We start from the raw sequence: 12,150 nt of genomic DNA on the forward strand, positions 1-12,150 counted from the left end.
CCGCAAATGCTCCGACGGGTTCCGTGATATCAAAGATCAGTTTATTCGGCATGACCTGAGCCTTGGGCAATGGAACTACGTTGTTGACCCCAACGGGTTCTCTTGATAAAAGTGTTTAAGTTATTTTTGAATCGTTACTAAGTGGATGAACAACAGCTAATGAACTTGCATTCATTTGCGTCTCTTCGCGGACTCTTCACAAAGTTTGGCGGCCATCGCTTGGCCCGTCGGCTTACCCTGATTCTCTCCGGCGCGGCCCTGCTCGCCCTGGCCGTCTGGCTGGGCCTGACCACCCTGGTGGACCGCACCCCAGTGCCAAACCTCCAGGTCCCAACCTCGACCTTGGTCCTGGACCGCGACGGCCGGCTCCTGCGTCCCTTCACCGTGGAGCGCGGGCGCTGGCGCCTGCCGGTGGACCTGGCCGCGGTGGACCCGCGCTTTATCAAGCTCTTGCTGGCGGTGGAGGACCGGCGCTTCTGCATCCACCACGGCGTGGACCCGCTGGCCCTGGTGCGGGCCGCGGCCCAACTGGCGACGCGCGGGCACATCGTTTCCGGTGGCTCCACCCTCACCATGCAACTGGCGCGGCTCATCGACGGCGGCGGGACCCGCTCGGCGGGCGGGAAGGTCCGGCAGGCCCTGGCCGCCCTGGCCCTGGAGCGCAGTGCGGACAAGGCGCAGATCCTTGCCGCCTATCTCACCGTCGCCCCCTATGGCGGCAACCTGGAGGGCCTGCGCGCTGGCTCACTCGCCTGGTTCGGCAAGGAGCCCAAGCATCTCACGACCGCGGAGGCGGCCTTTCTGGTCGCACTGCCGCAGGCCCCGGAGGCCCGCCGGCCCGATCGTGATCCGGCCGCCGCACGGCGGGCGCGCGACCGGGTGCTGGGGCGCGCCCTGGCCCTGGGGCTGATCGATGCCGAGGCCGCTGCCGCCGCCCGCCGCGAGCCGGTCCCGACCGGCCGGCGGCCGTTTCCCATGCTCGCCCCGCACCTGGGGACGCGCCTCGCCCTGGCCTTTCCCGGGCGGGCGGTCCACCGCACCACCCTGGATGCCGGTCTGCAAGGCCGATTGGAGACCCTGGCGGCGGAGCGGGCCGCCGCCATCGACCCGCGGGTCTCGGTCGCCATCCTGGCGGCCGATCACGGCAGCGGCGAGGTGCTGGCCACGGTGGGTTCGGCCGGGCTCTTCGACGGCGACCGTCAGGGCCACGTGGATATGACCCGGGCACTGCGCTCCCCCGGGTCCACGCTCAAGCCGCTGATTTATGGTCTGGCATTCGAGTCCGGCATCGCCCACCCGGAGAGCCTGATCGAGGACCGGCCGACCGCCTTCGCCGGCTATGTGCCGGGTAACTTCGACCGCTCGTTCCAGGGGACGGTGACGGTGCGTCGGGCGCTCGCGCTGTCGCTCAATGTCCCGGCGGTGCAACTGCTGGACGCGGTGGGGCCGGCGCGCCTGCTCGCCCGCATGCGCCGCGCCGGGGCCGTCCCGCTGCTGGCGGAGGGTGCCCCGCCCAGTCTGGCGATCGGGCTCGGCGGGCTGGGCTTGAGCCTGTTCGATCTGGTGCGGATCTATGGGGCCATCGCCCGCGGCGGGCAGTCGCTGGACCTGCACGAGACGCTCGACGGCCCGGCCGCGGCCGGCCCCGGTCGCCGGGTGCTGGATGCCCGCGCCGCCTGGTATCTCACCTCCATCCTCTCGGAGGTCCCGGCACCCAATGATGCCGCCCCCCGGGGCATCAGCTATAAGACCGGGACCTCCTATGGCTACCGGGACGCCTGGGCCATCGGCTACGACGGGCGCCGCGTGGTCGGGGTCTGGGTGGGACGGCCGGACGGCGCTCCGGTCCCCGGGCTCAAGGGGGTCGACATGGCGGTGCCCATCCTGCTCGACGCCTTTACCCGCTTGGGGCCACGCAGCCCCTTGCCGAGCGCCCCGGCCGGCGTCCTGATGGCGGCGACCAATGCCCTGCCGCCCACCTTGCGACATGCCCGGGTGCGCGACGCGGGCGTCGGCGCCGCCCCGGCTGGACCCGAGATCGCCTTCCCGCCCGATGGGGCCAGGCTCGAGGTCGGTTTCAACCAGGCCGCGGGGCCGGGTGCTACCCTGGCCCTGAAGGTCCGCAACGGTTATCCTCCCTTCACCTGGTTCGCCGACGACCGACCCATCGGCCAGGAGCCCTTCGCCCGCACCATCGAGTGGCAGCCGGTCGGGCCGGGCTATGCCGCCATCTCCGTGGTCGACGGGCGTGGGCGCTCCAGCCGGGTGCGGGTCTATCTGCGCTAGTGGATGATTACCAGTGAATGAACCGATACGCGAGGGGCGTGCCGTCAACCCGCTTCCGCCCATACTGATCGTCGACGACGATCCATCGAACATTAAGGTGTTGTCACGCATCCTCAAGGGGATGGGCGAGATCTATTGCGCAAGCAGCGGTGCGAAGGCCCTGGAGATCGCATCGAAGCAGCCGATCGCCCTGGTGCTGCTCGACATCATCATGCCTGAGATGGACGGCTTTACGACCTGTCGCGCGCTGCTGCAGGTCGACCCGGACATGACCGTCATCTTCATGACCGCGGCCAACGATCCGGCGATCGAAATTCAGGCGCTGGCGGTCGGTGGCCGTGACTTCATCGGCAAGCCGATGAATTCACCGGTGGTGCGCGCCCGGGTGGCACTGCATCTCAAACTCAAGGCACAAGATGCGGAACGCCGTCGTGCCGAAGAACAATTGCGCATCAGTGAAGAGCGACTGCGCCTGCTGGCCGACAACCTCGTGGACAACATATGGACCATGGACCCCGAACACCGGCTCACCTACATCAATCCGTCCATCGAATACCTGGCTGGGTTCACGGTAGATGAGTACCTGCGGCTGTCGCTCGGTCAGCAAGTTGCGCCCGGGTCTGTGGCGACTGCGGCGGCCTATTTCAACTATTTGGATGACTGCATCGCGACCGGGGTGCCGGCGGAGCCTTTTCGTGGCGAGATGGAACTCTTGTGCAAGGACGGCTCCACCATCTGGACCGAGATCACGGCGCGCCCCCTTCTGGGCAGCGACGGTCGGTTGATCGAATTGGCTGGGGTGACTCGGGATATTCGGCAACGCAAATTCATCGAGATCGAGCTCAATCGGCATGCTGCCACGGATGTTCTGACCGGCGCCTGGAATCGCCGGTACTTTGAGCAGACCGTGGCGGATGAGATGAAACGCGTGGCGCGCCGCGGCGAACCGCTGTCATTGGTGCTGCTCGACATCGACCACTTCAAGTCGATCAACGATCGCTTCGGTCACTTGAGCGGCGACCAGGTGTTGGTGCAACTGTGCCAACTGGTCCGCGCACACTTGCGGGCGGCCGATGTGTTTGCCCGCTGGGGCGGGGAGGAGTTCGTCATCCTCTTGCCGCACTGCCAGGCGGCCGACGCCGGGCGGCTGGCGGAACAGCTTCGCGCCCTGATTGCCGATCATCCCTTTTCCGCGGTCGGTACGGTGACGTGCAGTTTCGGGGTGGCGCAACGACGGCCAGCCGAGACCCGCGATGCCTGGCTCAAACGGGCCGACGATGCGCTCTATGCCGCCAAGGCCGGTGGACGTAATCGGGTTTGTAGCGATGCCGCGGTGGGCGGTTAGCCGCTCAACGCTCGTGCAGCACGGCCATACAGGCAGCCGGGACGACGACCGCGGGCCTGGGCTCCCCCTTCTTTTTGGTCTTACCGGTGGCCTCGGGTTTGAACCACCAGGCCAGTTCCGGCCCGCAGCCGTCACCCGCCGGTAAGGGTGTCTGGGGCTCGCAGCGGGGGCTGCCCGCGGGGCAGCGGATGCGGACATGGAAATGGGAGTCGTGACCCCACCAGGGCCGCAGCTTGCGCAGCCAGGAGCGGTCGCCCGTCACCTCGTTACAGACCGCCCGCTTGATGCCGGGGTTGACGAAGATGCGGTCCACCGCCGGATTGCGGGCGACGGTCTCGAGCAGGAAACGCTGTGGCTCGCCCCAGGCGCCGCTGCTCTCCAGACTGCCGGGCAGGACCATGCTCGGTGGGTCCGGTCGGTCGTCCATCAGTCGCCGTGCCGCCTCCGCGGTGGGTGCCAGGGTGAACCAGATGTCCACGTCCAGCCCGTTTTGGTGGCTGTGATGCGACGATGGCATCTGCCCGCCGCGGGGTTGGCTGAGGTCGCCGATCATCACCAGGCCGAGGTGGCGCCGCGCGGCGGTTTGCCCCACTTGGTCCACCAGACGCAGCAGCTGCGGATGGCCGAAGAAGCGGTGGCGGGCGCGGCGCACGCTCACATAACCTGGGCCGCTTTCTGGTAGGGCGTCCGCCCCGCCGACGCAGCCGTTGGCCGGGGTGCCGATCACCTGGGCGGGTCCATGGCTCGGATTCATCACCTCGGCCCAGGGGGTCGCGGCCTGGGTGTGGCCTGACCAGAGCAAGCAGGCGTACAGGGTGGGGATGGCGGCGAACAGCATCCGCGCGGGGTAGGGCAGGGCACGAGTCATGACCGGGCCTCCGAAGGCAGAGGTGATTGGTGACGGATGAGGCGATGTCCAGCCATTAGCATACAGCCACCTGTCGATGCGACTTAAGTCGCACCGACAGGTGGTGCGGGCGCCATGGCCGTTAGCCGGGCGGGTCCTGCTTCAGCTCCCGGGGGAGGTCTGCGGTCGGCTCGGCAGGTTGCTCCGGGGGGAACGCCAGCGGGAGTTGCGGCGGCAGTCCCAGGGGTGCCGCCGGTGTCTGCTCGGCCGGTTGCTCCGGGGGGAATTCCAGCGGGAGTTGCGGGGGCAGCTCCAGGGGCGCTGCCGGTGGCTCTTCGGCAGGTTGCTCCGGGGAGAACTCCAGCGGGAGTTGCGGCGGCAGGTCCAGGTGCGCCGCCGGCGGCTGCTCGGACGGTTGCTCCGCGGGCAACGGTGGCGTTATCTCCGGGACTGGCTCAACCGATGGCTCCGGGGGCCGCTGCGGTGTGACTTCCAGAATGGCCATCGGCGGTTGCTCCGCCGTCTGCTCTTGGACCTCCGGGGCTGGCTCAACCGGCGGCTCCGGGGGGCGTGGCGGTGCGACTTCCACAATGGCCGCCGGCGGTTGTTCCGCCGGCTGCTCCGGGGCTTGGGGCTGCAATTGCGGCAACAGGGTCTCGGTTTGCTCAGTCGGTAGCGGCGGCTCGACCGGGCCCTCGGCGGGCGTGACTGCCGCGGCGGGCTGTTCCGGCGCGTTGTCGGACGGCTCGCCGGTCGCGGGCTGCGCCGGCGCGGTGTCGGATGGCTCACCGGACGCGGGCTGCGCCCAAGCGGGCGCGGGCACGGCGGTGCGTTCCGGCTCATTGTCCGCCGCGGGGTTTGGCTCGTCGCCAGTGGGTTGCGGATGGCTTGCTACGCTGGGTTCCGAGACGGGTTCTGCATCCGGCTCGGCCCAGTCGTCGGCATCCGTGTCCTCCTCGGCCGGTGCGCTCCCGTCGGCGGCCGATGCACCGGCGGTCTCAGCGCCTGGACGGCGCCGATTGCGACCCCCACGGCGGCGGCGCGACGACTTGGGTCGCTCGGCGGATGCGAGCCCGTTGGCATCCTCCTCAGGGCCGGTGTCGGCCTCGTTCTCGGCCTCGGGGTCATCCTCGGCCGTGTCGGGCGCGAACGCGTCATCCGCGGGCGCGGCGACCGGCGCTTCAGCCGGCCAGACCGAGGCCGTCGGGTAGACCGGGTAGGTGTCGAAGTCGTCATCGGTCCAGTGGTTGTCCTCCGTGACGGCCGGACGCTCGGGCGGTGACTCAATGACTGGCGCCGCTGGCGTCGTTACGGCGTGATCGCGGCCCGTCACCGGCGCTGCCGCATCCAGGCCCCCCAGGTCCGGGGTCGACTGGTCCGCATCCCCCGGCTCGCCCCGGGCGATTGGCCGGTCGGTCTCGGGTCGCCGCGCACCTGGACGCTCCCGGTGCGGGTGGGCACGGGGCGGCTGGGCCGCGTTCTGCGGTGTGCGCTCGGTATCGCCTGGGGCATCGCGCTGAGTCTCAGCGCTCGCCTCCCGCTGGCCGCCGGCGGCGCGGGCCTCGCCGTTGGGCTCGTCGCGACGCCCGCGACCGCGCCCACCGCGGCGGCTGCGCGGCTCGCCCTCGCGGCGCTCGCGCGGCTGCTCGTTGCCCTCGGCCGGCGCCCCCTGCGGGCGCGGCTGGCCACGTTGGCCGTTGCTGCGTTGGACATTCCCGTCTACCGGAGGCGTGCTCTGCCGGCTGCCCAAGGCGTCGTCGGCGCGCGCGGGCGGTTGGCGGTTGCCGATGGCGTCGTCCGGCCGCTCGACCTGCCGATTCCCGGGCCGATCTCCTTGACGATCGGGGCCACGGCCGGTGTTGCGCTGGCGATCCGAGTCGCCGCGGCCCTGGCTTTGGCCCTGGGTCCCTGGCCGCCCCTCCCGTCGGCCCTGCTGACCCTGCTCGGGCCGGCGCTGACCGCCTTGGGGCGGGCGCTCGGGGCGTGCCCCCCGGTCGTCGGCCGCCGGTGCCGGTTGTGCGGGCGGCTCGGCTGGCGAGAACGGGTCCGGGGAGCGGGGGGCGAAGAGCCCGGTCCAGATGCGCTTGAGCAGGTTCTCAGTGGCTGGACGGTCCTCGCTCTGGGCGTCCTCGGGGTCGGTGTAGCGCGCGGGCTCGCGCTCGGGGGCGCGGGCGGACCAGGTTGTGTCGGCGGTGCGTGCCGGCTCGGCCGGCGCCTCCCGGTTCGGCACCGGGGAGGCGGGGGTGATCTGCTTGACCGCCGGCTCCTCGCTGCGGGTCGGCTCGCTGGTGCGGGCGTGGGCGTTGGCGGCGCCGCCGGTCTGGGGGGCGCCGCTCAACTCGTAGCTTGGCCGCTCGTCCGGTTGTTTGCTGAGATCCTGGGTGCGCAGGCGCTCGATCTGGTAGTCCGGGGTCTCGATGTGTTCGCTGGGCAGCAACAGGACCTGGACCTCCTGGCGGGCCTCCAGGTCCAGGACGGCGCGGCGCTTCTCGTTGAGTAGGAAGGTGGCCACGCTCACCGGCAGGTGGGCGACGATGCGCGCCGTGCTGTCCTTCATCGCCTCCTCTTCGATGATGCGCAGGATCGACAGTGCCAGCGATTCCACCCCGCGGATCTTGCCCTGGCCATGGCAGCGCGGACACTCGTTGGTGGTGGAGTCCCCCAGCGAGGGCCGCAGCCGCTGCCGCGACATCTCCAGCAGCCCGAAGCGCGAGATGCGCGCCACCTGGACGCGGGCGCGATCGTGCTTGAGCGCATCGCGCAGCCGGTCCTCGACCGCCCGCTGGTTCTTGGGCGGGGTCATGTCGATGAAGTCGATGACGAACAGCCCACCCAGGTCGCGCAGGCGCAACTGGCGGGCGATCTCGTCGGCCGCCTCCAGGTTGGTATTGAGCGCCGTCTCCTCGATGTCCGCACCCTTGGTGGCGCGCGAGGAGTTGATATCGACGGCGGTCAGGGCCTCGCCGTGGTCGATGACGATGGAGCCGCCGGAGGGCAGGCGCACCTCGCGCTGGAAGGCGGTCTCGATCTGGCTTTCGATCTGGTAGCGGGTGAAGAGCGGCACCTCGTCCTGGTAGATCCGCAGCTTCTTGAGGTTGCCCGGCATCACCTGGCGCATGAAGGCCTCGGCGCGCTCGTAGACGGCCCGGTCGTCGATCACGATCTCGCCGATGTCCGCGCGCAGATAGTCGCGGATGGAGCGGATGATGACGTCGCTCTCCTGATAGATCAGGAAGGGCGCCCGGCGCTCGGCGGCGGAGGACTCGATCGCACGCCACAGTTGGAGCAGGTAGTCCAGGTCCCACTGGAGCTCCTCGGTGTTCTTGCCGACCCCGGCGGTGCGCACGATGAGCCCCATGTCGTCGGGGATGTTGAGCTGGCTCATCACGTCGCGCAGTTCGCTGCGGTCCTGGCCCTCGATGCGGCGCGACACCCCGCCGGCACGCGGGTTATTGGGCATCAGCACCAGATAGCGGCCGGCCAGCGAGACGAAGGTGGTGAGCGCAGCACCCTTGCTGCCGCGCTCTTCCTTGTCGATCTGCACCACCACCTCGCGGCCCTCGCGCACCACCTCCTTGATGTTGATGCGGGACCCGGGCTTGGCGGTGTCGGGCTCGAAATAGGTGCGTGAGATCTCCTTCAGCGGCAGGAAGCCGTGCCGGTCGGCGCCATAGTCGACAAAGGCGGCCTCGAGGCTCGGTTCGACACGGGTGATGGTGCCCTTGTAAATGTTCGCCTTTTTCTGTTCGCGGCCGGGGGATTCTATATCGAGGTTGTAGAGGATTTGACCGTCGACGGTCGCTACCCGCAACTCTTCCGGCTGAGTCGCGTTGATCAGCATTCTCTTCATGTTGTTCCTTTTCTTATCCTGGGCGCAGGTCCCACCAGTGGCCGGCCTTTCAGCGGCACGCGGGGGCGGTTAGCCGCCGCGGGGCCAGGTGCCGCCGCCTTTAGGGCGGCCGGCTGACCGGGTCCGGCATCTCACCGGCGGGCCGCGAAGATCGCGGGCCGCACCGGGGTGGACAGGCGCGTCCGATTCTACGTGTTACGGCCACGCCGCTAAGGCGTGCCCGCGTTGCTTGGGACACCCCCGTCGGGGGCGGCGTCCCGCCATGGAAGCGGCGAGCGAGGGTCCGGGCGCGCGCCGGGGCGCGCGGGGGCGGTCAGGGTGTAGAATCCGCGGCAACCCGCGGTATGCACCGCTGCCGGCCATGCAGCACCGGCATCTTGAACCAGCCTCGACAACCCTGGTCCGCCGGGGCCGATCAGTGACCGGCGGCCGACGGCCGGCGCGGTGCCTAGCAGCCTGTCGGACTTGATGGCGTAACCGATTGATTAAAAAGGAAAACGACTTTTTGGCGCAAAAGAGGAAACTCTTTGCATTCAATCGGTTGCATCACTAAGTCCGACAGCCTGCTAGGGCACCCGGGATGCGCTCGCCGCTGACGAAAAATGCGTTTAGTCTTTCGCTCGCTTGCGCAAACATCCAATACTAACAGTGAAACCTTATGCCAGCAATTGAACCGCAGGTCAGGGTGCAACGGCGTTGAACCCGCGCACCCCCAATTCCCATCCACGGGCGCGCCCCGGCCCCGCCCGCCGCGCGGCTTCCCGCTCAGAGCCCCGTTCTGATCGGAGCCCTGCGCCGCTCCGCTCCAAGTCGGTTGCCGGTCCGGTCGCGCGACCGTCGCACCGCCCAGCCAAGCCCCCGGCCGCGCCGCCAACCCCCGCGGTGGCCGTGGTCTGCGTCGACGCGGAATCCGCGGGGCAGCGCATCGACAACTTTCTGCTGCGCCACCTAAAGGGCGTGCCGCGCAGCCACCTCTACCGCGTCCTGCGCCGTGGCGAGGTGCGCGTCAACAAGGGCCGTATCCAGGCCGACTACCGGTTGCAGGCCGGCGACCTGGTGCGTATCCCGCCCGTGCGCACGCCGGCGCCCGAGGCGGCGGTGCGGGCGCCCGACAGCCAGTTGGCGCGTCTGGCCGGGGCCGTGCTGTTTGAGGACGAGCGCCTCCTGGTGATCGACAAGCCCGCGGGGCTCGCGGTGCATGGCGGCAGCGGGCTCTCCTACGGGCTGATCGAGTCGCTGCGACAGTTGCGCCCGGGGGCTGAACTGGAACTGGTGCATCGGCTGGACCGCGACACCTCGGGTGCCCTGGTGATCAGCAAGCGCCGCTCGACGCTGCGTGAACTACACCGCCTGATCCGTGCCGGGGGGATGGATAAGCGCTATCTGGCGCTCATCCTGGGTGACTTGCCGCAGGACGAGGTGACGGTGGATGCGGCCCTCACCAAGAACATCGATCAGGGCGGCGAGCGGGTGGTCAAGGTGGACCGCGCCGGCGGCAAGGCCGCCCGGACCGTCTTCCGGCGCCTGCGCCGCCTGTCGTTCGCCGGGCCGGCGGGGGTCGCGACCCTGGTTGAGGCGCGCCTGATCACCGGGCGTACCCATCAGATCCGCGTCCATGCCGCGCACCTCGGCACCCCGCTCGCCGGCGATCCCAAATATGGCGACTTCGAGGCCAATCGGCGCCTCAAGGCGGTGGGGCTCACACGGCTCTTCCTGCACGCGGCGTCCGTGGGTTTTCGCGCCGAGTACATGGCTGCGCCGTTGTGGGTAGAGTCGCCCCTGGCGCCCGAGCTGGAACAGGTCCTGGAACGCTTGGGCGATGGTCAAGCGGGCGCGGACCGGGACTTGTCTCAATGAGCTTCGCCCTGATTGTGTTCGACTGGGACGGCACCCTGATGGACTCCCAGGCGCGCATCGTCGACTGTATCCAGGCCGCCTTTGTGGACGTGGGTCAGCCGCCGCCCAGCCCGGCGGCGGCGGCCGACATCATCGGCCTGGGGCTGGACGATGCCATGGCGCGGCTGTGGCCAACGGCGGATGCCGCCGCGCGGCAGGTGGTCGCCGACCACTACCGGCGGCACTTCCTGGGGGGTAATCCGACCGCGTCAGCGCTTTTTCCGGGTGCGGTGGAAACCCTTCAATGGCTGAGCGACCAGGGTTACCTGCTCGCGGTGGCCACCGGCAAGAGCCGCCGCGGGCTGGATCTGTCCCTGGCGGAGACCGGCCTTGCCGGCTATTTTCAGGCGACCCGCTGTGCCGACGAGACCTTTTCCAAGCCGCATCCCCAGATGCTGTTGGAGATCATGGACGTGCTGGGGGTGCGGCCGGCCGAGACCCTGATGGTCGGCGATACTGAATACGACCTGCAGATGGCCGCCAATGCCCGTACTGGCGCGCTGGCCGTCAGTTATGGGGTGCATAGCCCGGAGCGCTTGCTCACCCTGCGCCCCCTGGCCTGTTTGGATAGCCTGGCCGCCATCCCGCCGTGGCTGCGTCAGGCGCCACCCGATCCCGTCACCCTGGAGTAAACACCCATGAATTGGAAATTCTGGCAGCGTCGCGCCGAGCCCATGCCCGCCCCCGGCGACCCGGACTGGGAGCGTTCGTTGATCAACCGTGTGGCCTTGGAGCACCTGCAAGACCAGCGCCGCGGCCGGCGCTGGGGCAATATCTTCAAGCTCCTGATCCTGCTGTATCTGCTCGGTATTCTCGGCGTCGCACTGTCGCGCAGCGCCTGGGATGGGCTCAAGGCCGGCAAGGAACACAGTGCGCTTATTCAGGTGAAGGGGGTCATCTCATCCGACAGTGAGGCGAGCGCCGACCGGGTGATCTCGGCGCTGCGCGATGCCTTCAAGGCCGAGCGCGTCAAGGGCGTCATCCTGCGTATCAATAGCCCCGGCGGCAGTCCGGTCCAGTCCGGCTACATCAATGACGAGATCCGTCGGCTCAAGGAAAAATATAAGAAGGACAAGGGCCATGACCTGCCGGTCTATGCCGTATGCGTGGATATCTGCGCCTCCGGCGCCTATTATGTCGCGGTAGCCGCCGACAAGATCTATGCCGACAAGGCGAGCCTGGTGGGTTCCATCGGCGTGCGTATCGATGCCTTCGGCTTTGAGCAGGCCATGAAGGACTTGGGTGTGGAGCGGCGCCTGCTCACCGCCGGTGCCAACAAGGGCATACTCGACCCCTTTTCCCCGCTCCCGGAGGCCCAGCGGCAATTCATCCAGGGCGTGCTCGATGACCTGCACCAGCAATTCATCGACGCGGTGAAGACCGGTCGGGGCGATCGTCTCAAGGGCGGGGATGAGCTATTCAGCGGACTGTTCTGGAGCGGCGACCAGGCGCGTCCATTGGGTCTGGTGGATGGGCTCGGCAGTTCCAGCTCAGTGGCCCGTGACCTGATCGGCGCCGAGACCCTGGTCGACTATACGAAAAAGAAGGACCTGTTCGAGAGCTTTGCCGACCGTTTGGGGGTGAGTGCGGCCAACGCCTTTCTCCAGGTGGTTACGCTGCTTGGTGGCGGCAGCGTGCGGTGAGGACTCGCAGGTGCCTCATTCCGGCGGGGACGCAGCAATGCGTGTGCCACCGCTGGCGGCGACAGGCGATCAAGGCTTTACATTGAAAGTCGTGCCGGGAGCGCGCTCCAATCCCCCCCTATTTGGGGAGGGCGGGGTGGCCGTTCAGGGCGGAACCGTTCTAGCCAGGACTCTCTGTTGCAACCGGCGGTTGTCCGCAACACTGGACAACGCCAGGTGGCCCGGGTATAAAGCACGTCGGTCCCCTTACTGTCCGAGGCCCCGTGCGTGAACCTTCGTGAGG

General features: G+C 68.7%; 7 protein-coding genes. 5 read left to right on the forward strand and 2 right to left on the reverse strand.

All coding sequences use genetic code 11. The features are described 5' to 3' along the window. Nucleotides 1-219 precede the first annotated feature (219 nt). Both pbpC and QZX93_RS21805 read left to right on the forward strand, forming a co-directional pair. Nucleotides 220-2,286 carry a penicillin-binding protein 1C gene (gene pbpC, locus QZX93_RS21800; protein ID WP_295388355.1) on the forward strand — a complete coding sequence of 689 codons (2,067 nt, stop codon included), beginning with the start codon at nucleotides 220-222 and terminating at the stop codon, nucleotides 2,284-2,286. Between the two features lie 13 nt (nucleotides 2,287-2,299). Continuing rightward, complete coding sequence (locus QZX93_RS21805; RefSeq protein WP_295388351.1) at nucleotides 2,300-3,631, forward strand: diguanylate cyclase; 1,332 nt, start codon at nucleotides 2,300-2,302, stop codon at nucleotides 3,629-3,631. A gap of 4 nt (nucleotides 3,632-3,635) precedes the next feature. Here the strand turns inward: QZX93_RS21805 and mepA are convergent, their stop codons facing one another. Next, the gene (mepA, locus tag QZX93_RS21810) at nucleotides 3,636-4,499 is read right to left on the reverse strand and encodes a penicillin-insensitive murein endopeptidase (RefSeq protein WP_295388347.1); all 864 of its coding nucleotides are present in this window, start codon (nucleotides 4,497-4,499) and stop codon (nucleotides 3,636-3,638) included. Between the two features lie 121 nt (nucleotides 4,500-4,620). Further along, entirely contained in the window at nucleotides 4,621-8,328 is a 3,708-nt protein-coding gene (locus tag QZX93_RS21815) for an Rne/Rng family ribonuclease (protein WP_295388344.1), read from the reverse strand. A gap of 888 nt (nucleotides 8,329-9,216) precedes the next feature. Between QZX93_RS21815 and QZX93_RS21820 the strand changes: the two genes are divergently transcribed. Genes QZX93_RS21820 through QZX93_RS21830 form a run of 3 tightly spaced genes read left to right on the forward strand, consistent with a single transcriptional unit; the run spans nucleotide 9,217 to nucleotide 11,867 of the window. Then, complete coding sequence (locus QZX93_RS21820; RefSeq protein ID WP_366760959.1) at nucleotides 9,217-10,185, forward strand: RluA family pseudouridine synthase; 969 nt, start codon at nucleotides 9,217-9,219, stop codon at nucleotides 10,183-10,185. Then, nucleotides 10,182-10,856: an HAD-IA family hydrolase gene (locus QZX93_RS21825; RefSeq protein WP_295388338.1), complete on the forward strand. Its 675-nt coding sequence runs from the start codon at nucleotides 10,182-10,184 to the stop codon at nucleotides 10,854-10,856. Before QZX93_RS21820 ends, QZX93_RS21825 begins: the two co-directional genes overlap by 4 nt. Nucleotides 10,857-10,862: 6 nt before the next feature. Then, nucleotides 10,863-11,867 (forward strand): S49 family peptidase, encoded by a 1,005-nt coding sequence (locus QZX93_RS21830; protein ID WP_295388334.1) that lies wholly within the window; start codon nucleotides 10,863-10,865, stop codon nucleotides 11,865-11,867. Nucleotides 11,868-12,150: the final 283 nt, after the last annotated feature.

Origin of the sequence: uncultured Thiodictyon sp., from assembly GCF_903946935.1 — a bacterium.
In the GTDB taxonomy this organism is placed as follows: Bacteria; Pseudomonadota; Gammaproteobacteria; order Chromatiales; family Chromatiaceae; genus Thiodictyon.